Annotated in this window: 27 protein-coding genes; 21 read left to right on the forward strand and 6 right to left on the reverse strand. The window is 48.4% G+C overall.

Annotated elements, in window-relative coordinates:
* Positions 1–7: 7 nt before the first annotated feature.
* From gloA2 to LA360_RS25420, 3 genes are all read left to right on the forward strand, one after another.
* A complete protein-coding gene (gloA2, locus tag LA360_RS25410) occupies positions 8–391 on the forward strand; it encodes an SMU1112c/YaeR family gloxylase I-like metalloprotein (RefSeq protein WP_112483486.1) in 384 nt (127 codons plus the stop codon).
* Position 392: 1 nt separating this feature from the next.
* Complete coding sequence (locus tag LA360_RS25415; RefSeq protein ID WP_225537701.1) at positions 393–1,166, forward strand: hypothetical protein; 774 nt, start codon at positions 393–395, stop codon at positions 1,164–1,166.
* Between the two features lie 96 nt (positions 1,167–1,262).
* On the forward strand, positions 1,263–1,601 hold the full coding sequence (locus tag LA360_RS25420; RefSeq protein WP_112483484.1) for a hypothetical protein: 339 nt from the start codon (positions 1,263–1,265) through the stop codon (positions 1,599–1,601).
* 66 nt (positions 1,602–1,667) lie between these two features.
* On the opposite strand, the gene LA360_RS25425 is transcribed toward LA360_RS25420, so the two are convergent.
* The 6 genes from LA360_RS25425 to LA360_RS25450 all read right to left on the reverse strand — a co-directional run bounded on the left by LA360_RS25425 (position 1,668) and on the right by LA360_RS25450 (position 6,849).
* Entirely contained in the window at positions 1,668–1,859 is a 192-nt protein-coding gene (locus LA360_RS25425; RefSeq protein WP_112483482.1) for a DUF6219 family protein, read from the reverse strand.
* A gap of 298 nt (positions 1,860–2,157) precedes the next feature.
* Positions 2,158–4,518: an AAA family ATPase gene (locus LA360_RS25430; RefSeq protein ID WP_112483478.1), complete on the reverse strand. Its 2,361-nt coding sequence runs from the start codon at positions 4,516–4,518 to the stop codon at positions 2,158–2,160.
* Between the two features lie 7 nt (positions 4,519–4,525).
* Positions 4,526–4,711 (reverse strand): helix-turn-helix domain-containing protein, encoded by a 186-nt coding sequence (locus LA360_RS25435; protein WP_112483476.1) that lies wholly within the window; start codon positions 4,709–4,711, stop codon positions 4,526–4,528.
* A 10-nt stretch (positions 4,712–4,721) separates the two neighbouring features.
* Positions 4,722–5,381 (reverse strand): hypothetical protein, encoded by a 660-nt coding sequence (locus LA360_RS25440; protein ID WP_112483474.1) that lies wholly within the window; start codon positions 5,379–5,381, stop codon positions 4,722–4,724.
* Positions 5,382–5,387: 6 nt separating this feature from the next.
* Positions 5,388–5,951, reverse strand: coding sequence for a hypothetical protein (locus tag LA360_RS25445; RefSeq protein ID WP_112483472.1), 564 nt, complete (start codon positions 5,949–5,951; stop codon positions 5,388–5,390).
* Positions 5,944–6,849 (reverse strand): hypothetical protein, encoded by a 906-nt coding sequence (locus tag LA360_RS25450; RefSeq protein ID WP_112483470.1) that lies wholly within the window; start codon positions 6,847–6,849, stop codon positions 5,944–5,946. Before LA360_RS25450 ends, LA360_RS25445 begins: the two co-directional genes overlap by 8 nt.
* 627 nt (positions 6,850–7,476) lie before the next feature.
* Here LA360_RS25450 and LA360_RS25455 point away from each other — a divergent pair.
* The 18 genes from LA360_RS25455 to LA360_RS25535 all read left to right on the forward strand — a co-directional run bounded on the left by LA360_RS25455 (position 7,477) and on the right by LA360_RS25535 (position 22,646).
* The gene (locus LA360_RS25455; protein WP_112483468.1) at positions 7,477–8,202 is read left to right on the forward strand and encodes a sigma-70 family RNA polymerase sigma factor; all 726 of its coding nucleotides are present in this window, start codon (positions 7,477–7,479) and stop codon (positions 8,200–8,202) included.
* Positions 8,203–8,264: 62 nt separating this feature from the next.
* A complete protein-coding gene (locus tag LA360_RS25460; protein WP_112483466.1) occupies positions 8,265–8,591 on the forward strand; it encodes a DUF7768 domain-containing protein in 327 nt (108 codons plus the stop codon).
* Between the two features lie 86 nt (positions 8,592–8,677).
* Complete coding sequence (locus LA360_RS25465) at positions 8,678–8,956, forward strand: hypothetical protein (protein WP_112483464.1); 279 nt, start codon at positions 8,678–8,680, stop codon at positions 8,954–8,956.
* Positions 8,946–9,287, forward strand: a complete 342-nt coding sequence (locus LA360_RS25470; RefSeq protein WP_146774995.1) for a hypothetical protein — start codon at positions 8,946–8,948, stop codon at positions 9,285–9,287. The genes LA360_RS25465 and LA360_RS25470 overlap by 11 nt, the downstream gene beginning before the upstream one ends.
* Positions 9,284–10,408, forward strand: a complete 1,125-nt coding sequence (locus LA360_RS25475) for a DUF2800 domain-containing protein (protein WP_112483459.1) — start codon at positions 9,284–9,286, stop codon at positions 10,406–10,408. The genes LA360_RS25470 and LA360_RS25475 overlap by 4 nt, the downstream gene beginning before the upstream one ends.
* Positions 10,409–10,410: 2 nt before the next feature.
* Positions 10,411–10,977, forward strand: coding sequence for a DUF2815 family protein (locus tag LA360_RS25480; RefSeq protein WP_112483457.1), 567 nt, complete (start codon positions 10,411–10,413; stop codon positions 10,975–10,977).
* A gap of 90 nt (positions 10,978–11,067) precedes the next feature.
* A complete protein-coding gene (locus tag LA360_RS25485) occupies positions 11,068–11,379 on the forward strand; it encodes a hypothetical protein (protein ID WP_112483455.1) in 312 nt (103 codons plus the stop codon).
* A gap of 1 nt (position 11,380) precedes the next feature.
* The gene (locus LA360_RS25490; RefSeq protein WP_112483453.1) at positions 11,381–12,415 is read left to right on the forward strand and encodes a DUF932 domain-containing protein; all 1,035 of its coding nucleotides are present in this window, start codon (positions 11,381–11,383) and stop codon (positions 12,413–12,415) included.
* Positions 12,408–12,530, forward strand: coding sequence for a hypothetical protein (locus LA360_RS29835; protein ID WP_263870242.1), 123 nt, complete (start codon positions 12,408–12,410; stop codon positions 12,528–12,530). The genes LA360_RS25490 and LA360_RS29835 overlap by 8 nt, the downstream gene beginning before the upstream one ends.
* 10 nt (positions 12,531–12,540) lie before the next feature.
* Positions 12,541–15,408: a DNA polymerase gene (locus LA360_RS25495; protein ID WP_112483451.1), complete on the forward strand. Its 2,868-nt coding sequence runs from the start codon at positions 12,541–12,543 to the stop codon at positions 15,406–15,408.
* A 124-nt stretch (positions 15,409–15,532) separates the two neighbouring features.
* A complete protein-coding gene (locus LA360_RS25500; protein WP_112483449.1) occupies positions 15,533–16,291 on the forward strand; it encodes a phage antirepressor in 759 nt (252 codons plus the stop codon).
* A gap of 30 nt (positions 16,292–16,321) precedes the next feature.
* Entirely contained in the window at positions 16,322–18,673 is a 2,352-nt protein-coding gene (locus tag LA360_RS25505; protein WP_112483447.1) for a virulence-associated E family protein, read from the forward strand.
* Positions 18,674–18,974: 301 nt separating this feature from the next.
* On the forward strand, positions 18,975–19,541 hold the full coding sequence (locus tag LA360_RS25510) for a hypothetical protein (RefSeq protein WP_207657901.1): 567 nt from the start codon (positions 18,975–18,977) through the stop codon (positions 19,539–19,541).
* On the forward strand, positions 19,522–19,806 hold the full coding sequence (locus LA360_RS25515) for a VRR-NUC domain-containing protein (protein WP_112483443.1): 285 nt from the start codon (positions 19,522–19,524) through the stop codon (positions 19,804–19,806). The genes LA360_RS25510 and LA360_RS25515 overlap by 20 nt, the downstream gene beginning before the upstream one ends.
* Positions 19,807–19,817: 11 nt before the next feature.
* Entirely contained in the window at positions 19,818–21,173 is a 1,356-nt protein-coding gene (locus LA360_RS25520; RefSeq protein ID WP_112483558.1) for a DEAD/DEAH box helicase, read from the forward strand.
* Between the two features lie 4 nt (positions 21,174–21,177).
* Entirely contained in the window at positions 21,178–21,411 is a 234-nt protein-coding gene (locus tag LA360_RS25525; RefSeq protein WP_112483441.1) for a hypothetical protein, read from the forward strand.
* A 71-nt stretch (positions 21,412–21,482) separates the two neighbouring features.
* Positions 21,483–21,932: a hypothetical protein gene (locus LA360_RS25530; RefSeq protein WP_112483439.1), complete on the forward strand. Its 450-nt coding sequence runs from the start codon at positions 21,483–21,485 to the stop codon at positions 21,930–21,932.
* 249 nt (positions 21,933–22,181) lie between these two features.
* On the forward strand, positions 22,182–22,646 hold the full coding sequence (locus LA360_RS25535) for a type II toxin-antitoxin system PemK/MazF family toxin (RefSeq protein WP_225537702.1): 465 nt from the start codon (positions 22,182–22,184) through the stop codon (positions 22,644–22,646).
* The last annotated feature ends 1 nt before the right edge of the window (position 22,647 follow it).

The following is a 22,647-nucleotide window of genomic DNA, read 5'->3' on the forward strand; positions in this document are numbered from 1 at the left end:
ACATAAAATGAATTTATCAAAAATACATCATATTGCAATCATCGTATCTGACTATGAAGCAGCTAAGGATTTCTATGTGAACAAGCTGGGCTTCTTTGTTATCAGAGAAAACTACCGTCCAGAGCGTAAAGATTGGAAGCTAGATCTGCGTGTTAACGAACACACAGAGCTGGAGATTTTTGCAGAAGAAAACCCGCCGAAGCGTGTGAACCGCCCGGAGGCCTGTGGGCTGCGTCACCTTGCATTTTGTGTGGAGAGCGTGGAGCAGACAGTGAATGAGTTGACAGAGGTAGGAATTGAATGTGAGCCAATTCGTGTGGATGATTACACCGGCAAGAAGATGACATTCTTCCATGACCCGGACGGACTGCCGTTGGAGCTGCATGAGTAAAATGAAGAAAACAAGAAAACCAGGCGGTGGTCGGAAGAAGCTGAAGCCGGAGTACGATGCCGGGAAGAATCTGAAAGAGCAGATGGAAAGTGCTGTGGCACTTTATGATTCTGAGATGTCCTTGCAGGCCATCGGCGAAGAACTGGGATTAAATCCAATCAAAGTAAGAAAGCTGCTCATCACGGCCGATGTGTATGAATCTGAAGTGGCGGAGAAGGTGCAAGCTACCTTTCAAGAATACCGTGAAACACAAGACTACAAAACCTCCATACTCTCAACTGCAAACACTCTGAAACTTTCCAAAGCCTCCGTCACCTCGTACCTGCCATATCGGAAAGGTGTGTACTTCCCAAGCACAGCAGAAAAAGGGAAGATCAGTGTCGGAGCAGAGCGGCAGCGGAGATACAGAGCAATGAAGCGGTGGAGGGTTGATCCGACAGAAGAAAACTTCTGGGGCATGGTTGTGTCCTATGCCGGGGTAGGATTTAAAACCTACTCTGGATTGCCATTCTCTTACGAAATTAAAAAAGGCAGGAACGGTGAGTACACAAAAGAGCTGTGGATCGACCGCCGGGAGAAGAGTAAAAGTCTAGCGTGGAGTTCAGTGCTGCTGGCGCTGAAGAATATTAAAGGAGAAGTGGTAGACCGCCCGAAAGCTCTGGGCGATATCCGGGGAGTGACTTACATCTACGGAATGTTCTATCGGTTCGGGCTGATCGATGTGCCGGACAAAGTAAAGGAGAAGATGGGGCATCCGAAAACCCGCAAAAAATAGGTTGCTATGTACAGAAGTGTGCGGTAATATGTGCCGTAACTGAGGATGTGAATCTCGGTTGGGAAGGATGGTAGCATTATAGAAAAATTGAAGGAAATGCTGGAGGAGTATTTGAAGAAAACAGAGCCGGAGTATTACCCGCCAGTGGAGAATCTGCTGGATCTGATCTACGAGCATTACACGGAGAACAACCCAGTAGAGAAAAACACAGTTGCCGGGAAAGCAGCAAAGGCCAAGGAAAAGGAACTAGAAGAGTGGCTGCGTGGCTTGGAAGGTATGGATAGGCTGGTAGATGACTACATCGGCGATAAGATTCCACTTTGGGAGAAGATCATGGACCGGCAGGGAACAGTGTGCTGTGCATGGGAGAAGACCGCTTTTGAGGAAGGCCTGAAAGTCGGAATTCGGCTCATAATGGAAGTATATAGTTTGTGACGGAAATAAAGTGAACTCCTGGAGTTCAAAAAAAGCCCTCGCTTGTTGCGGCGAGGGCGTGTGTTCTTATTTTTCAGGCTTTTCAGCTTTTTTCTTCTTCGGTGCAATTTTATGACCAGAGTAGATTGCCATGCCCATGCAGACCAGAGAGCCACAAGCGAAATACTTGTGAGCCTTCATCAGTTTCTTGCAGCCGGTGTAGAAGCATCCTGCCATACAGGCAAGTGCTCCGAGTGACCAATACTTATGTGTTTTCATTTTGTATGTCCTCCTTATCTTCTTTCCGTATTCTAAGCAATTCTGCTATTTCATTGTTACTCGCTAAGCGTACCGCTGACTTCTCTTTATAGGTTTGTGCTCCGCAATCAGGACAACGATCAGGTAGTTCCTCAGTAGAGAAGCAGTAGCGGCAGGCATCGCAAAAGTAGTAGTTCAATTCAGTGAATTCCTTTCAAGATTTCAAAGTTCATCCACCAGCCACTGCATTCTGTTCAAAAAATCTACTGGAAACAGCATATAATTACCTCGCAACCGACCACTAGGTCGGTTTTCTTGTTTATCGGGCTTTTCGTGTCATCATATTAAAGTGCTGTTCCTGATGCATGACCTTAAAGATCCGTTCAAAGACAGAACGCAACTGTTCAACACTGGTGGCAGATGAGTCATAGTATAGTCCATCATTAAAGCCAGTAGCCCCAACATTCAGCATGGCAATCATGGCGGCAGCAGCGACATAGTCAGATCGATCTTCGCTGCCATCATCTAAAATTCTTACGAATTCCCTTTCATTTTTATCCAGTAAGTCTGAACGCAGATTTCCATTTTGATAACCAACCATCTGGATGAAGTAGTATTCAAGAATCTGCCGGATGACAATCAGGAGAGTATCCGGGTCACTCGTTGTGGCGTATTCATGCCAAAGGGTATCGTAAGTATTTCTTACTGGAGAACGGTTGATAAGACCGCCGCCGGCTATGGTGTCTTCATCTTGGCATTCTATAATGCTGGTCTGATTTTTTGTGTCTTTCTTTATCTCAAAGAAGGATACACATTCATAATCAGGCAAGCGGTTATAAGAAATTTCCCGGAAGAAGTAAGGGTTGTGTGTCATACAGAAGAACTGTCGAATATGGTCATCCACAACTTCTTCATGAAATGCATAATTATTATAGCAGACAGCAATCATTTCACGAGTTAGGGAAGCAACCACAAATAGAGAACCACTGTCCATAGAGGAAACAGGATCATCGATTACAACAATCTTATCCTCGACTTTTCCAGCATCGGACTGACTGCCCATTACCATGTGATAGAAGTACAGGAAAGCAATAAAATGCCGTTCACCTTCACTAAGATCCTTATCAACAACGACCTTTTTGCCGTTCTGATTTCGTACAAGCTGATAGACATATTTGGCACCAGGTTTTTCCTGAAGCTCAAACCCTTTAAAACCGGCACTGGCGATGGCACGGTTAATATCTTGCATCGTTTTAGTGGTGTTGACAGTTTCACTGTTCAATTTTGCGATCTCTTTGCTAAGAGCCTGGGATTTTGCATTCAATTTGCTGCTTTCAGCCTTGATATAATTCATGGCTTCAATCACAGAATCTGTGTTGCGTCGGAAGGTATTTGTAAGTACCTGAGTCCGCTGAACGATTGCAGACCATGCCATATCAGTACATTTTTTCTTTTGAGTCGGAATATCAGCGAGAACAGCATTTCTGGCTTTAATATCTTCGTTGATCTTGCGTGAAATTTGGTCGAGCTCAACAAGAAGGTCAGACAAATCTTCCAATACTATCACATCTGCCGGGCTGTCTGATTTCTGCTCCAGCAGGGTCACATTGGTACGTGCCTTCTCCATAAACAGCTCGAAAGCAGCCTTGTAATCAGCCTGCAATGGCGAAGGAAAATTGTTCCCTTCGTTTGCATGAGCTGTTTTGTATACATTGTTTAGTGCGTCTTTATACTGTTGAACAAACGAAGACAGTTTTTTCAGATCAGCTTTGTATTCGGCATCATAGCAGGCAGCAAGGTCATCCTCAAAAGTGGCTGGAATAGTTTGCTGACAGTAAGGACACTTCCCTTCAGAAGAGTGATACTTCGTATGTCCCTGAGTAATCCAGTCCAGGTTGCCAAGTGCACGTATGAATCGTGCGAATTCCGTATCGCTGCGGCTGAGAATCGGTGTGGACAGAAGATCAGATGCAGGAAGAGAAGTGGATGACAGCAAATGATAGGCACTATAGTCTGGCTTCTTTTCACTATGAATGGTTTGATAAAGCGCCTCGATATCTGCAATTTCAATCATCGGCTCCGCTTCGGAATGATCTTCACCTGCGGACATGCTCATATCTTCTTCATCAAAAGATGGAATGTCTGGAGCTGTTTTAGCCGCTTTAGGAGTCATGCTTTGAATCTTATCAGCAAATTTCTTTTTGTCGCGCAGATAGGCTAATGCGAGAGGAAATTTATCCCGGAATTCCTTGGTGGCTTCCCAAATGGCTTCGACATAATCTCCATGCAGTTTATCCAATTCACCTTGCTTTGCTACCGCCTCTTTTCCCCTTGCGACAATAGTGTCATCTACGGACTTTTTCTCGATGGCCTTTTCGTCAGCTTCTTTTTTCTTCTGTGCATTGACTTCTGAGATAGTAAAGACGCCTGGAATGTTACCATAACTCTGAACATTTTTGCGGATAAAATCCTCATTGTAAACAAGAACACGTTCTTCCGGGAATGGCTGACCATCCCATGTCAGTGCAGCGTTCCCATCTTTGAAAGAACGGGCAAGCGTAGATTTTCCGGTTCCGTTTTTTCCATAAAAGAAATTGATCAATGTCGGTTCAAAGGTCACGTTACTGTAGGTCGGGGCATTGACGGTTGTTTTTGTGATGTGTACTCGTACCTTTTTCATATCCGTTCTACTCCTTTATTTTTCCCTCTCGTACCCATTCATCCACTTCGCTGAGCTTGAATTTATATCGCTTTCCCACTTTATAAGCAGGTAGCTTTCCATCTCTTACCCATGTCCGGGCTGTATCCTGCGTGATGCTCAGGTACTCGGCAATATCTTCAATGTTAAACCATTTATCTTTTAATTCTTCCATAGGATTCTCCTTATCTGATTTTGATTCCCACATTTGCAGCAATCTGGAGCAGGTTACCCTGTCGAATGCACCAGTGCTCTTCATCGAGCTGATTTCTGACACTGGTAGAAAGAAGGCTAAATGTATGGATGTTTTCGTTAATAAATTGTTGGTAAAATTGACCGCATGTAATAAATTTAAATTTGATCATTTTTCCTTGACAGACGATTTCTGTCAGTTTCCCTACGAAAGCAGGGTAGTATGGCAAGGCTGTCTTGAAGTTCTGATTACGGCTGGCAAACAGGCAAGGCATGGATAGAAGCTCCGAAATAAGCGCAGGAGTCAATGGCTTAAAATGGTCACGGTATCGGGCACTGGTGTTTTTTTGCAGTGCAGTTTTCCGGTCAATGCAAAAAGCTCCACAGTCGTATCGCTCATTTTCAATAACAAACACATTAAAAATGTCAGTGTTGAGCAACGCCCATTCTGCTGCATGGGATTCCATTTTAGGCCCGGCCATTTTTGCAATCAGGGCTAGAGCTTGTTGCGCTGTAAGGTCGAGATGCGCTTCCTGTATATTGATGCCGCCCTGAACAATGCCTGCGGCCACACCGTTGCCGCTTGCAGTTACTGTCATTTGAGATGTCTGAACTGGCAGGTTGTGATCGGTAGTAATTAAATTATCGGCCATCTTTCGCTACCTCCCCGGAAAGGCTCCGGCATCTTGTAGAACCTCAATCAAATCAACATTTTTAATGGTCCAATGTGTACGTGTGTATTCAAACAGATGGAGTGCCAGTTCCTGCTGGTAAGTGCGGAGAACGGAATAAGGAAACGGAAAATACTTCTGAAAGTAGACTTTGATTCCGTTTTCCTGAATCCGAATATCTTTAATGAATGCGAACACGGCCTGCTGCGATTCGGTGCCATCCGCTTCACAGCTTATGACAGCTGGAATTTCCTTGATAGCGGCAATCGTCTCTGGGGTCAAATCACTAAACTTCGTTTTGACATCATTTTGTATGTATTCTGTAAGTGCGCGGTCTTTTGAAACCAGCACATAGTCTTTCTCAAAGGGGTCATATCCCATCAATAAAGCATAGTAGTCTTTACTGAGGGGGCTCTTTTTCCCATCGACCAGCACCACATTTAAGGTTGTGTTTACAGAATCTGTATATCCTATGGCAACACCTTCATGATCGGCATGAACATTGATGGATGGCAAACCATGTGATTGCTTTGCAATTTCATTGTCACTCATCGTTTTTCTTCCTCCGATCTCCAATATTGATGCCACCGTACACGATGCCAGCTGCAATACCGCCGTCTTTTGCTTCAACATGGAACTGTGCAAGGATACGCTCACCAGTCAGCGGATTTGTAACAGGAGCCTCATAGACTTCAACAGTCGGTTCGCTATAGTCAGTATGCTTCGCAGAATTGCCGCTGTTTTCTTCATGCATTTCCTCTGATTTAACAGAGAACAGATCAAATGTAATCTGTCGCGGATAGGTTTTTCCGATTGGACTGATAAATTTCCAACGGGCACCTACTTCATCTGCACGTTCGTGAAACTGTTCAAAAGTTGCACGTCCCTTTTCATTATCTGGACGATTCACAACAATATAGTGCCATACAGCAAGAAGAAGCGAAGAAAGGCAGTATTGGTCGAGGGCCAGAAGCTCTTTCTTAGAAATCGGAGATTCAGAAAGATAAAAAAGAGTGCCATCAGTGACAGAGTGATCTTCCGAAAGCAGAGAGAGAATTGCCTGGATAAGCCAACGCATTCTCTCATCGGACTCAGTATGCAGAAAATTGTCAACGAGTGTATCCATTTGGTGTACCACGCTTTGATATTGTGATTTGACCCGATTGTCAAATCCATCAATTTCTGTGGTGTCATCAAAAGGGAGATTTAATCCGTGTGAAACCTTACATGCACGATAGTCTGATGTATCGCCACCAAAAGTCTTTCCGACTGAAGGCTGATGGAAGGATGGTACGATAAGTTGAATAAGTGCTTCAAGTATATTTTTATTTGAAACACGGTCTTTTAACCCGCTTTGCAGTTGTCTGCGAGAAGCGGGTTTTTCTTTTGCCTCTGTCAGCAATAAGAAAAACACACCACCGCAGAGATAAGGTGAATATTGTTTTTCCATGATTGTCCTCAATTTTCAAAATGGCTAACTCTGCTAACTCTGCTAACACTTGCAGCGTAGCAAGAGGAACACCAAGATTATTCTTGTAAAGAGAAAAGAAGTGATCCCAAGCACTAAGCAAATTGGTGTGTAACACATACAAACCAATATAAACACTTCTGAAATTATCATATCATATCCTACCATAAAAAACCAGAGCCATAGAGAACTGGAGATATGGAAAATAAAAAACTTTTTTCCCAGATGGTTATAAAACCACCCCAAAAATCTGGCTGGTTAGAAAGGAGGAGCAGCAGATGCAGAGAACAAGAGCTCCTTAGTGGAGAAGTACATAGTAGAGGGCAGTCAGCGAAAGCCCGTGGGTGGCAAGCCAGTCATCCCAAAGAAAGCTGGATGAAAAACAAAATAAACTGAGCCTGAAATTTAAAGCGCAAATGGCGAAGGATGATTTTCATACGGAAGACGCAAAGATGGACAAGCCATCCGAGCATCTCCGTGGAGACCACCCTTAATTCGCCATGCCATCAATCAGACAGGCTCCGTGGACGGATTGGGTAAAGTCTCTACCTAGTCCGTTTTTTCTTGGAATCTCCTTCGCCGCGCTTCAGCGAAAAAGGAGATTCCGTTATGACAATCAATAATAAGACAACTTTTAAGGAACTGAAGAAACTGGTCGGCAGCACAAAGGAACTGGCAAAGCTCCCGACTGCCAAGGAGTTGCGTAACTCCGATGAGGAGATCGTGTTCGATGGCGATGTGGCCGGCGCACACTTCATTATTTATAAGAACGGCCTGTTTATCTACAGCCGCAGTGGACATGCCACGGTTTATGCAGTGGATCGCTGCACGGAGATCGAATACCCGTGTGTTTACGCCGATGAGGGCGGTCTGAATGTTACGGCCGGATGCAAGCACAGAGTTAAGACGGACCGCGACGGACAGAAGCACCTCATCGTGATCGTGCCGGAAACGGAGTACATGAATGGCCCGTGGGCAATGCCGCTGGATGTTGTTGGCACACACCGGCTGGATCACAACAGTGACAGCCGCGAACAGAGCCACAGCGATTTCAGCCTGAGCAACGATGGTACAGACTGGGAAAACAAAGCAATTACACCGGATTTCACGGATGTGCAGGAGGCAGAAGAACGGGAAGAGGAGCTGTGCAGAAAGCTGGAAGAAGCAAAAAAGAAGCTGACAGATAAGCAGAGAGAAGTGATCCAGCATGCTTTCTATGAAGATCCGGATCAGACACAGGCAGAGATGGCAAAGAAGATGAACTGTTCCCAGCCGATGATCCATAAGCATCTGGATGCGGCACTCAAAAATCTTCGTAAGGATATGGGGTTATAATTTCACCCTCAAACCTGACTAAGTGTAAGGGGGCAACAAGCCCCCGGAAAGGAGTTACACAGATGAAAAAAGTATATATCTGTTCACCGTATCGGCCGACTGGACAGAACCCGGAGGCAGAGCGAAAGCGGAATGTAGAAAAGGCACAGACAGCCTGCAGGCTTGCAATCGATGCCGGGTATCTGCCGCTTGCACCACACCTCTATTTTACCCAGATGCTCAATGATGACGAGCTGTTCGAGCGTTTTCTCGGTATGGCTTACGGCAGCCTGTGGCTGGACGAGGCAGATGAGATGTGGGTGATTGGTACGGAACTTTCGGATGGTATGAAGCAGGAGCTGGAATATGCCCGGAAGAAAAACATCCCGGTCACGATGAAAAAAGTCTGATGCCGATGGTTATAAAAGCACCTGAAAATCTGGCTATGTGAAAGGGGTGGTAAAGCCCCGGAAAACAAATAAAGGAGATAAAAAATATGTGTAAGAACGAGTACGAAGTGAAGATGCAGGCAATGGAGCTCATGAGTGCAGCTGTCAATGATGTGGTGTGTGCCATGGATGCAATCGACAAGTTTGCTGAGGCGTTTGGCCTTTGCGAAGACCAGGAAGCAGAGCGCGAGAAGGATCTGAAGATTCTGATCGATGCGGTGTGCGAACAGGAACCGGGCATTCCAAAGTGTACGGTGGACCGTGTCATCCGTACTGCTTTTGACCTGCTGGAAGATGACGAAGAGGAGGATGAGGATGATGAGTAAGGAACTGCTTTTGAAGCTGGCTGAGGATTATTCCGTTCTGGCGGAGGATCTAAAGAAGCTGGCGGGTGAGGAAACCCCGGCGGAGAGCGAGAAGGAAGAAAAGGTGGATGTGCCTTTCGAGGTCGAGGAGAAGAAAAAGCCGCCGAAGCAGGAAAAGAAACCGGAGAAGAAGTACACGATGGCAGATGTCCGCAAGAAGCTCTCCAGCCTTTCTTCCGGCGGCAAGACCGCAGAGGTGCGTGAGCTTCTGGTCAAGCACGGAGCAAACCGCCTTTCCGAGATCAAGCCGGAGGACTACGCCGTGTTGATGGAGGAGGCAGAGAATCTGTGAGTGCGCATTCTGAAAAAGGACCATCCAGCTCGGAACGCTGGATAAACTGCACACCGAGTGCAAAGCTCTGTGCCGATATGCCGGATGTATCGACCAGCTTTGCACAGGAGGGCACCGATGCCCATGAGGTATGCGAGTATGAGCTGAAGAAGGCTCTGGGGCAGAAGATGGCCTGCCCGGTCGAGAACCTTACTTATTATAATCCGGAAATGCAGGAGTGTGCAGACGGTTACCGGGATTATGTCATGGAACTGGTGGAGGAAGCAAGGCAGCGGACAAAGGATGTGGTTGTGCTGGTGGAGCAGAAGATCCAGTACGAACGCTTTGTCAAAGGCGGCTTCGGCACAGCAGATTGCATCATCATCGCAGATGGTGTCCTGAATGTAGTCGATTTTAAGTACGGGCTTGGAGTGGAAGTTTCTGCGATCGGGAATACCCAGATGCGCATTTATGCATTGGGCGCATTGGAAATCTTCGACCCGCTGTACGACATCGACACGGTGCAGATGACTATCTACCAGCCCCGGAAGGCAAACATCTCTGTGGATTCCATTTCCCGTGACGACCTGTATGACTGGGCGGAGCATGTGCTGAAGCCGGCTGCGTTGGAAGCGGACGAGGGCAACGGAGAGTTCCATGCCGGCCACTGGTGCCGTTTCTGCAAGGCGCGTCATATCTGCCGGGAACGGGCAAAGAAGAATCTGGAGCTGGCTGCCTATGAGTTTGCCGCACCGCCTCTGCTTTCGGATGAGGAGATCGTGGAAATCCTGGAAAAGGTAGACGGTCTCCTGCGCTGGGCAAACGATGTGAAAGAGTATGCCCTACAGGAAGCAGTCGCCGGTAAGAAGTGGGACGGCTATAAGCTGGTGGAAGGCCGCTCCATCCGCAAGTACACCAGCGAGAAGTCTGTCGCAGAAGCAGCGGTTGCCGCTGGGTATGATCCGTATGAGAAACGGGTGCTGGGCGTGACTGAGATGCAGAAGATGATGGGCAAAAAGAAATTTGAAGAAATTCTGGGGGCAATGGTTATAAAACCCCAGGGAAAACCTGTCTTAGTGTCAAGGGATGATAAGCGTCCTGAGATGAATACGATAAACGATGATTTCAAGGAGGAAAATTAATCATGGCAAACAAAATGACAAATCCGATGAAGGTGATCACTGGTCCGAAGACCCGCTGGAGCTACGCAAATGTGTGGGAGCCGAAGAGCATCAACGGCGGCACAGCGAAATACTCCGTGTGCCTGCTGATCCCGAAAGAGGATACGGTGACGGTCGAGAAGATCAAGAAGGCAATCGAAGCCGCCTATAAGGAAGGCGAGGCAAAGCTGAAGGGCAATGGCAAGAGTGTACCTCCGCTGGCTGCGCTGAAGACGCCGCTGCGTGATGGCGATGTGGAGAAGCCGGATGATGAGTCCTATGCAGGGCATTACTTCCTGAACGCCAACAACACGACTGCTCCGGGCATCGTGGATGCCGACCGCCAGCCGATCCTGCAGCGTTCCGAGGTGTATTCCGGTGTGTATGGCCGTGCATCCATCTCGTTCTATGCGTTCAACAGCTCTGGCAACAAGGGCATCGCGTGTTCGCTGAACAACCTGCAGAAGATCGCCGATGGTGAGCATCTGGGCGGCAAGGCAAGTGCAGAGGATGACTTTGCAACGGAAGAGGACGACGATTTCCTCAGCTGATGATGGGAGGGGCGGTCCGCTGCCCCTCTTTTCTTTTAACCTTTTTCTGCCGGGACACGGCAGAAGTACATAAATTCTGGAGGGAAAATTATGCCACATGTATTGGAAATCAAGGGCGGTGAGCTGCTCACCCCATTTAATGTGTTTGATGTGATGGATGCGGTCGAGGATTATATGGGGACCGACATCCGGCAGTATCTGGAGGAGTATCTGGAAGGTGTGGAGAGCGATGCAGAGGAGATCACGGATGATGAGATCACCGACCACTACAAGCAGGTGCTCCTGAACATCCGGGATGAGACCGAGGAGGTGCTCAGGCTGATGGAAAAGCCCCGTATGGACCGGAAAGCGATCCGGGAAACACTGAACCTGATTGTAAAGATGATCGGAAGGGAGAAATAAGATGAAGGCAGGAAGAAGTTTGCAGGAAGTGCTGATGGAACTTCAGCGGCAGAACCAGGCAAAGAAAGACTATATCGCTCCGGCGCAGAGCATGAAGCTGGAAAAGGATGGACGGACTTTTCAGATGGGGCAGGAGAAAATATTCTCCACAACGGAATTGTTCCATCGTCAGTTGGCATCCACGCTGGCGATCCCGGCAAAGTATTATGATCTGATGCAGAAAGAAAAGCCGGAACTGCTGGCAGAGAATGCGAATGCCTGGCTGGATACCAGACAGAGCAATTACATGATCCGGTCGATGGATTACGGCACTGGTCCTGTAGCGAGAGCACTTCTCTCGGAAAGATACAGAAGGATCGACAACATGGAGATCGCCTCTGCGGTGCTGCCGCTGTTTGCAGGCAATGACGGATACAGCGTGGAGAGCTGTGAGGTGACAGAGAACAGACTGTATCTGAAGATTTTGAACAAGAGGCTGGAGATGGAAGTCCGGAAAGGCGATATCGTACAGGCAGGAGTCATAATCTCCAATTCCGAAGTCGGCCTTGGTGCAGTGTCCGTACAGCCACTGGTATATCGCTTGGTTTGTACCAATGGCCTTATTATTAACGATTTCGGGGAGCGCAGGAACCATGTCGGCCGGCAGGCAAAGATGGCAGAAGATTTCACGCTGTACTCGGATGAAACTTTGGAGGCAGAGGATAAGGCCTTTATGCTGAAATTACGCGACACCACAATGGCAGCCATCGAGGAGAGTCGTTTTGCACAGGTAGTCGATAAGCTGAAGGAAGCGGCCGGTATCCCAATCAAGGGCAATGTGCAGGAAGTCGTGGAACTGACTGGCAGGGAGTTTGGTATCACGCAGGACGAGCAGAACGGTATCTTCAAGTATCTGGTGGAGGGCGGAGACCTTTCCCTTTATGGACTGACCAATGCGGTCACCCGTGCCTCTCAGGATGTGGAGTCCTATGACCGTGCGACTGCGTTGGAAGGAATTGGCTGGCAGATCATGCAAAGGAGAGAACTGTATGTATAAAAAGAAGCAGGAGAAGGAACAGAAGAAAAAGAAGCAGATCAAGCAGACACCCAAAAAACAGTATACAGACCAGCGAAAGAGCATCGGCAGGATGATGCACAGACGGACTGGGTAAGGAGGTAGCCATGAAGGAATTACACATTGATATAGAAACGTATTCCTCTGCCGACCTTGCAAAGTGCGGTGTCTATAAATACACAGAATCCCCGGATTTTGAGATCCTGCTGTTTGGCTATTCCTGTGACGGCGGTGAGGTCAGGGTCGTGGATCTGGCCTGCGGAGAGAAGCTGCCAAAGGAGATACTGGCTGCGCTGGAGGATGAGAGCGTAACGAAGCTGGCACACAATGCCTCATTCGAGCGTGTCTGCCTGTCCCGGTATCTGGGCTATCCGACCGGGGAATATCTGAACCCAGAGGAATGGAAGTGTACGATGGTCTGGTCGGCATATATGGGTCTGCCGTTGTCACTGGCCGGAGTCGGTGCTGTGCTGGGGCTGGATAAGCAGAAGATGGGAGAAGGCAAAGACCTGATCCGTTATTTCTGCGTACCCTGTGCGCCAACCAAGACCAACGGCGGCCGGACAAGAAATCTTCCGTCCGATGCACCGGATAAGTGGGATGTCTTCAAAAAGTATAATGTGCGGGATGTTGAGGTCGAGATGCAGATCCAGCAGAAGCTGGAGCGTTTCCCTGTGCCGGATTCCGTATGGGAGGAATACGCTATCGATCAGGAAATCAACGACCGGGGCGTAAGGATTGACGGTGTGCTGGTACAGAATGCCATTGCAATGGACACCGAGATCAAGGAAGAACTGAAGACAAAGATGCAGGAGCTGACTGCACTGGAAAATCCGAACTCGGTATCCCAGCTGTCAGGGTGGCTTGCTGATAACGGGGTGGAGACGGACAGTCTTGGAAAGAAGCAGGTCAAAGCTCTTATGGAAGAAGTGCCGGAGGAGATTCGGGAAGTGTTGCGCCTGCGTCAGCAGCTTGCAAAGAGCAGTGTGAAAAAGTATCAGGCCATGAAGAATGCTGCCTGCTCGGACGGCCGGGCAAGAGGGATGTTCATGTTTTACGGAGCCAACCGCACCGGCAGGTTTTCAGGCCGCCTCATTCAGATGCAAAACCTTCCGCAGAACCATCTGCCGGATCTGGCAGAGGCGAGGGCACTGGTACGGCAGGGAAATCTGGAAGCAGTAAAGATGCTGTATGAGGATGTGCCGGACACATTGTCCCAGCTCATCCGTACCGCATTCATCCCCAGAGAGGGCGCGAGGTTCTATGTGGCAGACTTTTCCGCCATCGAAGCCAGAGTGCTTTCCTGGATCGCAGGGGAAGAATGGCGCATGGAGGTCTTTGCTTCCGGTGGCGACATTTACTGTGCAACGGCTTCCCGTATGTTCGGAGTGCCGGTCGTAAAGCATGGTGAGAATGGTGAGCTGCGACAAAAAGGAAAACAGGCCGAGTTAAGCTGTATTGCAGAGGGCAGTTTGGTGCTGACGGATAGAGGTCTGGTGCCTATAGAAAAAGTAAAACAGGAAGATAAAGTCTGGGACGGAGAGGAGTGGGTGTCCCATGATGGTGTCATATACAGAGGAGAAAGGGAAGTCATCACCTACGAAGGACTCACAGCAACTCCAGACCATTTCGTCTGGGTTGAAGGGAAATCGGAGCCGGTACAGCTTGGATTCGCCGCCACCTGCGGCGCGCATCTCGTACAAACCGGAGATGGTGGGAGAGCATTACGGCTGGGTAAAAATTATCAGTCCGGAGAAGCGATGGAACGAAAAGCAGAATCACTGCTATGTTCTGACACAGTGCATGGGTTGCGGTGCGATACAGTGGCAGCTCAGGACAAATCTGACCAGTGGAAAATCGAAAGGGTGCCAGAACTGTACTCAGAAACGTCCCATTCCGAGCTGGCTGGAAAAGAGACTGGCAGCAGCCAAGCAGAGATGCGAGAATCCAAACGATGCAGGGTATGCCAATTACGGTGCGAGAGGGATAAAGTTCGAGTTTCCCAGTGTGATAGAAGCCGGACTCTATCTGATCAGGCAGTACGGACATCTAAAACGGGAGATGGAACTGGACCGGATAGACAACAACGGCAACTATGCCCCTGGGAATATTCGTCTGGTAACAAGACAGGAGAATTCTGCAAATCGAAGGACAACGGTACTCGGCAGATTCGAGCAGAAGTATTGGCCGTACTGCCAGAATGTTGTTGTCCGGAAACTGAGCAGTGGGATGAACCGGGACGAAATCATTCAGGATGCACAGACTGCGGTATTCGAGAAAAGGAAGAACTGGCGAATTATAAGCGCACGGCTCGACTTTATGATATACGAAATGCCGGACGACATCACCGTTTTACCGTATCGGGACATCTCGTCCACAACTGCGGCTATGGCGGCTCCGTTGGTGCATTGAAAGCGATGGGGGCGCTGGAGCTTGGCATGAAAGAGGAAGAACTGAAACCGCTGGTGGATTCCTGGCGGTCAGCAAATCCGAATATCGTCCGACTCTGGGGTGAGATCGAGAGGGCGGCCATCCATGTCATCAAGACCAAAGAGCCACAGCAGGTGAAGTGCCTGCGGTTCACTTACCAGTCTGGCTTTCTCTTTATTTATCTTCCCTCTGGCAGAAAGCTGGCATATGTGAAACCGAGACTGGGAGAAAACCAGTTCGGCGGAACTTCCATTACCTATGAAGGTGTTGGCGGTACAAAGAAGTGGGAGAGGCTGGAGAGCTTTGGCGGCAAGCTGACCGAGAACGTGATCCAGGCAATCAGCCGGGACATCCTCTGCTATGCCATGCGCACACTCCGTTGTTGTTCCATTGTGATGCATGTGCATGACGAGCTGATCATCGAAGCAGACCCACGGGTCAGCCTGGAAGCAATTTGTGAGCAGATGGGACGAACCCCGCCTTGGACACCGGGGCTGGTTTTGCGAGCAGATGGCTTTACCTCGGATTTTTATATGAAGGATTAAGGGACGAGAGAAAAAGGAACAAGAAAAAAATTTAAGAGAAACAGGTTATAAAAGACCTCCGAAAATCTGGCGTGGTAGAGGGGAACGCTCCCTTACTCTATAGATTTTCGGAGGTTATTTTATTATGTTTGAAGTTTTTGATTATCAGGGTCAGCAGGTCAGAACGGATTACAAGGACGAAGCTGTGTGGTTTGTTGCAGCGGATGTGTGCCGTGTGCTGGAACTCGGAAATCCCACCAGAACAGTAGAACGCCTGGACGATGACGAAAAGGGTCTTACTACTATTAAGACCCTTGGCGGAGATCAGCAGATGGTAGTGGTGAATGAAGCCGGGCTTTATTCTCTGATCCTCACGAGCCGTAAACCGCAGGCAAAGGAATTCAAGCGTTGGGTCACGCATGACGTATTGCCGTCCATCCGCAAGCATGGTCTGTATGCTGTGGATGAAGTGCTGAATAACCCGGATCTTTTGATCAGCGCGTTGATGGAGCTGAAGAAGGAGCGCGAGGAGAAAAAACGTCTGGAACTGGAGAATGCAGTCAAGGCACAGCAGATCGCCGAGATGCAGCCGAAAGTTTCTTACTACGATATCGTCCTTGCCTGCCCGGATCTCGTTACCATTACCCAGATCGCAAAGGATTTCGGGTTGTCAGCGAAAAAGCTCAATAAGATTTTGAAGGAAAAGAAGATCCAGTTCAAGCAGGGCAGGACATGGTTTTTGTATCAGAAGTATGCCGAGCAGGGCTACACCCAGAGCAGGACTTACCTCTATGACGAGGATAACCATACAGCCATGCATACGCTCTGGACGCAGAAAGGCCGGCTGTTTATTTATGAACTTCTGAAGGCAGACGGGATTTTGCCGGTTATGGAGCGTGAGTAAGGAAATGGAAAGAAAAGCAGGAGGAAAGCGATGAGAGACTTGAATATTGCCTACGGCAACAGCTGCATGGCGAAGAAATGGTCGAATAAGACGATCACCTTTGGGGAGCTGTGCGGCCGGCTGGAAAATACGATAAGAACCACGGAGACAGTCGAGGAATACCAGAAGATGAAGCGCGCCGAGCGTGAAGCTGCCAAGGATAAGGGCGGCTTTGTCGGCGGTCAGCTGAAGGGCGGCAGAAGAAAGAGAGAAAACGTGGTCAGCCGTTCTATGCTGACGATGGATGTGGATAAGGGTGAAAAAGGCTTCATCGAAAGCTATGAGATGCTGGCCTCGTATACCTCTGTCCTCTATACCACCCACGGACACACCCCGGAAGCACCTCGTTTCCGCATCATCATCCCGCTGACCCGTGATGTGACACCGGATGAATACCAGGCCATTGCCCGGTACTTCGCAGCCGAATGGGGCATCGACCAGTTTGATGAATGCTCGTACCGTCCGCATCAGCTGATGTACTGGCCGACTACGCCATCGAATGGAGAGTATATCTGCGAAAAGGTGGAGGGCGAATGGCTTGACCCGGATGTTTTTCTCTCTTTTCACCCTAACTGGCAGGACTGTTCTTTACTTCCGACCAGCAGTAGAGAGAGCGAGGTAAAGGAAAGCAGCGGCAAGAAGATGGAAGACCCGGAGGCGAAAGGCGGCGTGGTTGGACTGTTCTGCCGTGCTTATCCGATTCGTGAAGCCATCGACACCTTCCTTTCCAATGTCTATGAGCCGTCTGCCAACATTCCCGGCCGCTATTCCTATATCCCGGCGGATTCCTCTGCCGGTGTGCAGATTTTTGAGGAGAAGTTCGCACATTCCTTCCATGCATCCGACCCTGCCTGCGGTCGTTCCTTGAATTCCTTTGACCTTGTGCGTGTACACAAGTTTGGGGACGAAGATGAGAAAAAGAGCTTCCAGGCAATGTGCGATTTTGCGATGAGTCTGGATAAGGTCAGGGTGCTGGCGGCAGAGGAGAAGAAAGCGGAAGCCGACATGGACTTTGATGACGGTGAGGACTGGAGAGAGAAGTTAAGGTATATGCCCAGAAGCAAGGTGCTGGAGAACAGTGTCTTTAACGAGGTGCTGATCCTTAATAATGACCCGGACTTCCAGAATTTTGCGTTCAATGAGATGGCAAACCGCATCCAGATCACAGGAAAAGTGCCGTGGAACCGCCCGGACGATAACAAGTTCTGGCGCGATGCAGATACCGCACAGCTGAAAGCCATTCTTGATACCCGCTATACTTCATTCTCTACCCGTAATCACGATGTGAGTTTTTTGAAGGTGGCGGACGACCGCAGCTTTCACCCGGTTAGAGATTATTTGGACGGCCTGCCGTCTTGGGACGGTAAGGAACGGGTGGATACCCTGTTGATTGATTATTTTGATGCGGACGATACCCCATACGTCCGTGCGGTGACCCGGAAGATGCTGGTGGCAGCAGTCACCCGTATCTACCATCCCGGCACGAAGTTTGACTCTGTTCCGGTACTGGATGGTGAGCAGGGAATTGGAAAAAGTACGTTCTTGAAGGATCTGTGCGGAGAGGAATACTACGCCGACAACCTGAGCCTGACGGATATGAACGATAAGGCTGCCGCGGAGAAACTGCAGGGATTCTGGATCGTGGAGATCCCGGAGCTGGCCGGCATGAAGAAAGCGGACATTGAAAAGGTGAAAGCATTCATTACGACCACCGATGATAAGTATCGCCCTTCTTATGGCCGTACTGTCGAATCTCACCCACGGCAGTGTGTGGTGATTGCAAGTGTCAACGGCGAGAGAGGATACCTGCGCGATATTACGGGTAACCGCCGCTTCTGGGTTGTTAAGCTGAAGCAGACGGAGCAGAAGCGTAAGTGGCATTTTACGAAAGAAGAAAAGGACCAGATCTGGGCGGAAACCAAGAAATACTACGAGGACGGCGAGAAGCTGTACTTGGAAGGTGATTTATTGGAGAGCGCACAGGAGGCCCAGAAGAGTGCAATGGAAATGGATGAGCGCCAGGGCATGGTCGAACAGTATCTGAATATGCTGCTGCCGGAACGCTGGGATATGATGGATCTCTATGAGAGAAGAAATTATATCAGCGAGAAAGACAGCCCGACGGTAGAAAAAGGTGTGAGAATGCGGAGTGTGGTCTGCAATGCCGAAATCTGGTGTGAATGCTTTGGCCGTTCTCTGTCTGATATGAAGCCTGCTGATTCCTATGCTATCGCTGCCCTTATGACACAGGTTTACGGCTGGACGAGGACAAAGGAGAGCATTCGCTTTGGCATTTACGGCAAACAGAGAATCTACAAGAAAACAACGGAACAGGAAAAATAAGAAAATAAATAGGAACAATAGAACAAGGCAGATAAACAGGAAAAGAAAAACAGTGGAACAACGGAACAGGGCAATTAAGGAAAAAACGGAAGAAAAGCAGAGGGTGGGAGGGCGGTAGCTTAGGTCAAAAGTAATCAACTATATGGAACAGGAACAACTTTTTCTATATAGAGTGTTTTGGTAAAAAGAGAAAATAGAAGCCTGTGTAATACGCATATAAGCGCATATAGGGTATATAGAAAAAGTTGTTGTAGTTGTGTTTCTGTTCCAGATGAAATAAAAAATGACGAAAGTACGAGAAATGCGAAAAATAGAGAAAGGAACGAGAAAAATGCGGGAGGACACTTATCAGAATCGTTGTACCAAGCAGTTAAAAGAGTGGGGTGCTCCATTGGAAGGCTGGTACTGTGAGAGTGTAGTGGATGTAAAGGGAGATGAGGATGACTGGGATGATGGGGCTGGTTTGGCAACCTGCGAGCTTTGCGGCTGCGAGCGCGTCCGATTCCTGCACGTCATGGGCAATCCGGACTATTTTGAGGAAGTGAATGTCGGCTGTATCTGTGCCGGCATTATGGAGGGTAATATTCCGGCAGCAGTGGAGCGTGATCGGGAGATGCGAAACCGTGCTGGAAGAAAGAGAAGTTTTCTGAAGAGGGAGTGGAGACAGGATGAATGGGGAGTGAAGTACAAAAGTTGCGGAGGAAAAAAAGTTTATTTCCATAATGGCTGCGTAATCTGTGGTGGAAGGAAGATGAGTGAATACAAAGGAAAAAAGATAGTGGACGAAGTCACAGCAGATCATGCCGGATTCATTCTGGCTGAGAAGGCGAGAAAGGAGAAAAAAGCAAATGAGGGAAAGGGAGATTGAACAGAAATTAAAAAAAGAAACAGAAAAGCAAAGAGGAATGTGTTTTAAGTTCTTGTCATCTGTTTCTGGTGTGCCAGACCGCATCCTTTTACTCCCTGGTGGTCTGGTGATTTTCGTGGAGCTGAAGAAAGAGGGCGAGAAGCCAAGGAAGCTGCAGGAGGTACAGATGCGGAAAATAAGGGAATTGGGGTTCCGTGTCCGGGTTGTGGACAGCGAACAGGGAATTCAGGAATTGATGAGGGAGATAGAAGATTGGAAAAGTTAAAGAGGGAGAATATGCACGAGTACCAGAGGTACTGTGTGGATTTCATAGAGACCCACGAAGAGGCAGCTGTATTGTTGGATATGGGACTTGGCAAAACAGCAATTGCACTGACGGCGATTTTCGATTTGGTCTATGACTTCTTTCTGGTGAGAAAGGTGCTGGTGGTGGCACCGCTTAGAGTGGCGCGAGATCAGTGGATCGCGGAGGTCGGAAAGTGGGAGCATTTGTCGGATTTGAGGGTAAGCGTGGTTGTCGGGACCGAGCAGGAGAGGAAGATCGCGCTTATGAGAAGTGCGGACGTGTATGTGATAAACCGTGAGAATGTGGCATGGCTGGTAGAAAAAAGCGGAGCCGTTCTGGATTTTGACATGCTCGTGGTGGATGAGCTGAGTTCTTTTAAGAATTCAGACAGTAAGAGGTTTAAGGGGTTGATGAAATTAAGACCGAAGATAAAAAGAACAGTAGGTCTGACAGGCACACCTGCATCCAACGGCTTAATGGATCTCTTTGCTGAGTATAAGCTGCTGGATAAGGGAAAGCGGCTGGGAAGATTCATTACGAGGTATAGAAGCGACTACTTCAAGCCGGACAAGATGAACGGAGCAGTGGTCTATTCCTACAAGCCACTCCCGTTTGCTGAGGAGGAAATCTATAAAAAGATTTCTGACATGACCATTTCCATGAAGTCTACGGATTACTTACTGATGCCGGAAAAGATCATGACTGAGTGCATGGTCACGATGGATGAAAAGGAAAAGAAAAAATATGATGAGCTGAGAAAAGAATTGGTGCTGAACATGGGGGAAGAAAACGAGATCACCGCAGCAAATGCAGCTGCTCTCTGCGGAAAACTTTCCCAGCTGGCGAATGGTGCAATCTATACCGATGACAAAAAGGTGATGCAGTTTCATGAGAAGAAGCTGGATGCACTGGAAGACCTGATCGAGGCAGCCAATGGAAAACCGGTTCTGGTAGCGTACTGGTACCAGCATGATCTGGAACGGATCAGGAAAAGACTGGATGAGAAGAAGATCGAGTATGACAAGATAGACAGCGGCGAGAGCATTAAACGGTGGAACTCCGGTCAGCTCCCCGTTGGTCTGATCCACCCGGCTTCTGCCGGCCATGGTCTGAATCTTCAGAGCGGCGGAAACTGCATCATCTGGTTTGGAATTACATGGTCGCTGGAACTTTACCAGCAGACCAACGGAAGATTATGGCGGCAGGGACAAAATTCTCAGACAGTGGTTATAAATCATATCATCACATCTGGCACTATAGATGAGAGGATTCTCCGAGTGCTCAAAGGTAAGGATGCGACACAGGAGGAGCTGATCGATGCAGTAAAAGCAAATTTAGGAGGATAAGAAGATGGCAAGTGAATTTGAATCATATGAGAATCTGGCCAATGCGATTATTATTTCGGCAGCGAAGGACTACCGGGTCGCACTCCGCAGACAGATGCGGCATCCCGGCGGACAAGAGACAAAACACACAGTTGACCGTTTGGAGAGCTTTTTCCGGTCAGCATGGTTTGGGGTGTTGACGGATGTTGACGGTGAGTATCTGATGGCCCGTATCAGAAAAGAAGTTGAAGCAGCATAAAACGGGAAACGATGACAAACAAAGACAAAACATGCCAATCCGAGTGGAATAAAAAATCGGAGGTATGCAAGATGAGCATTATGTGGAAGTATCTGGATAAGAGAGCGGCAGCAATTAAGGCTATCGGTGATTACGATAATATGCAGTTCATTATCCGTAATACAAAAGATGAGATTACGGTTGAGAGTGACCGAATGGTGGGTGTGGGAAGTCCGAACATGGATGGTATGCCGCACGCCCACAATCCGCAGGCGGGAGAGGAGAGGATTCTGGATGGCATTGAGAAAATTGATATTCTGAAAGAACGGTATCGGCAGGCGGTCGAGTACATGGACTGGTTCCAGCCAGCGTGGGATGGTCTGACGGAAGATGACAAGTATGTTCTGGAATGTTTCTATCAGACGGAAAGTAGCGATGTGAATCTGATCTGCGACCACTTTGGTATTGAGCGTTCCTCAGCTTATAACAAAAAGAACCGTGCGCTGGACAAGCTGGTTACACGGCTCTATGGCAAGGATTGATTCACGGGGCTCCGAAAGGAGCCTCGATTTTTTTGTTTGGCGGTTCTGTTTTTGTATTTTATGGATTTGGGAGATGAGTAAAATCGTGGACGACTTTATGGCAGGAGTGTGTTATGATGGGAGCATGAAAAAAGGCCAGACGAGAATGGCCGGAGCGAATGAGTAAAATCGTGGACGACATGGCGGACAAAGTGTGCTATGCTAGTACCATGAAAATAGGCCCGGAGGAAATCCGGGAGAGCAGAAGCCTTGGAGGATCAATTCCCCCAGGGCTATTTTTATGCCCGGAAGGGGGAGGATAAGATGGGCAGAAAGAACCGACCTGTAAAAATACGTAAGAAGTCGCTTCCTGATGTCACCAGAATTCAGCCGCCAAAGCGGATGGATATCTGGTACGCACATTTGAGGGAGAATACAGGCACTTCGGTGCAGGAGGGCAGTCGTCCGGTACTGGTCATCAGCAATGATATGGCAAATAAGAATTCCGATGTGGTCACTGTGATCCCGCTGACCAGTCAGATGAAGAGAATCGAACTGCCGACGCACTGCATTATTCGTGATCTGCTGGATGAGGATTCTGTTGTTCTGGCAGAACAGATCACAGCAATTCCGAAGTGGAGACTGCACAGGAAACTGTGCAGCTGCACGGATGAAGTGCAGGTAAATGAAATAGAAAGAGCTGTAAAGGTACAGCTTGGATTGGAGGATATCTAAA

It is taken from the genome of Enterocloster clostridioformis, assembly GCF_020297485.1.
GTDB classification, from domain to species: Bacteria; Bacillota; Clostridia; order Lachnospirales; family Lachnospiraceae; genus Enterocloster; species Enterocloster clostridioformis.

What these genes read in the sequence shown, in the direction of transcription:
- LA360_RS25460 (WP_112483466.1), top strand. Translation starts at nt 8,265, where the DNA reads ATGAAAAAAGTATATATCTGTTCACCGTATCGGCCGACTGGACAGAAC.
- gloA2 (WP_112483486.1), top strand. Translation starts at nt 8, where the DNA reads ATGAATTTATCAAAAATACATCATATTGCAATCATCGTATCTGACTAT.
- LA360_RS25485 (WP_112483455.1), top strand. Translation starts at nt 11,068, where the DNA reads ATGCCACATGTATTGGAAATCAAGGGCGGTGAGCTGCTCACCCCATTT.
- LA360_RS25425 (WP_112483482.1), bottom strand. Translation starts at nt 1,859, where the DNA reads ATGAAAACACATAAGTATTGGTCACTCGGAGCACTTGCCTGTATGGCA.
- LA360_RS25520 (WP_112483558.1), top strand. Translation starts at nt 19,818, where the DNA reads ATGCACGAGTACCAGAGGTACTGTGTGGATTTCATAGAGACCCACGAA.
- LA360_RS25525 (WP_112483441.1), top strand. Translation starts at nt 21,178, where the DNA reads ATGGCAAGTGAATTTGAATCATATGAGAATCTGGCCAATGCGATTATT.
- LA360_RS25500 (WP_112483449.1), top strand. Translation starts at nt 15,533, where the DNA reads ATGTTTGAAGTTTTTGATTATCAGGGTCAGCAGGTCAGAACGGATTAC.
- LA360_RS25415 (WP_225537701.1), top strand. Translation starts at nt 393, where the DNA reads ATGAAGAAAACAAGAAAACCAGGCGGTGGTCGGAAGAAGCTGAAGCCG.
- LA360_RS29835 (WP_263870242.1), top strand. Translation starts at nt 12,408, where the DNA reads ATGTATAAAAAGAAGCAGGAGAAGGAACAGAAGAAAAAGAAGCAGATC.
- LA360_RS25480 (WP_112483457.1), top strand. Translation starts at nt 10,411, where the DNA reads ATGGCAAACAAAATGACAAATCCGATGAAGGTGATCACTGGTCCGAAG.
- LA360_RS25515 (WP_112483443.1), top strand. Translation starts at nt 19,522, where the DNA reads ATGAGGGAAAGGGAGATTGAACAGAAATTAAAAAAAGAAACAGAAAAG.
- LA360_RS25495 (WP_112483451.1), top strand. Translation starts at nt 12,541, where the DNA reads ATGAAGGAATTACACATTGATATAGAAACGTATTCCTCTGCCGACCTT.
- LA360_RS25505 (WP_112483447.1), top strand. Translation starts at nt 16,322, where the DNA reads ATGAGAGACTTGAATATTGCCTACGGCAACAGCTGCATGGCGAAGAAA.
- LA360_RS25510 (WP_207657901.1), top strand. Translation starts at nt 18,975, where the DNA reads ATGCGAAAAATAGAGAAAGGAACGAGAAAAATGCGGGAGGACACTTAT.
- LA360_RS25465 (WP_112483464.1), top strand. Translation starts at nt 8,678, where the DNA reads ATGTGTAAGAACGAGTACGAAGTGAAGATGCAGGCAATGGAGCTCATG.
- LA360_RS25455 (WP_112483468.1), top strand. Translation starts at nt 7,477, where the DNA reads ATGACAATCAATAATAAGACAACTTTTAAGGAACTGAAGAAACTGGTC.
- LA360_RS25420 (WP_112483484.1), top strand. Translation starts at nt 1,263, where the DNA reads ATGCTGGAGGAGTATTTGAAGAAAACAGAGCCGGAGTATTACCCGCCA.
- LA360_RS25450 (WP_112483470.1), bottom strand. Translation starts at nt 6,849, where the DNA reads ATGGAAAAACAATATTCACCTTATCTCTGCGGTGGTGTGTTTTTCTTA.
- LA360_RS25435 (WP_112483476.1), bottom strand. Translation starts at nt 4,711, where the DNA reads ATGGAAGAATTAAAAGATAAATGGTTTAACATTGAAGATATTGCCGAG.
- LA360_RS25530 (WP_112483439.1), top strand. Translation starts at nt 21,483, where the DNA reads ATGAGCATTATGTGGAAGTATCTGGATAAGAGAGCGGCAGCAATTAAG.
- LA360_RS25470 (WP_146774995.1), top strand. Translation starts at nt 8,946, where the DNA reads ATGATGAGTAAGGAACTGCTTTTGAAGCTGGCTGAGGATTATTCCGTT.
- LA360_RS25490 (WP_112483453.1), top strand. Translation starts at nt 11,381, where the DNA reads ATGAAGGCAGGAAGAAGTTTGCAGGAAGTGCTGATGGAACTTCAGCGG.
- LA360_RS25445 (WP_112483472.1), bottom strand. Translation starts at nt 5,951, where the DNA reads ATGAGTGACAATGAAATTGCAAAGCAATCACATGGTTTGCCATCCATC.
- LA360_RS25430 (WP_112483478.1), bottom strand. Translation starts at nt 4,518, where the DNA reads ATGAAAAAGGTACGAGTACACATCACAAAAACAACCGTCAATGCCCCG.
- LA360_RS25440 (WP_112483474.1), bottom strand. Translation starts at nt 5,381, where the DNA reads ATGGCCGATAATTTAATTACTACCGATCACAACCTGCCAGTTCAGACA.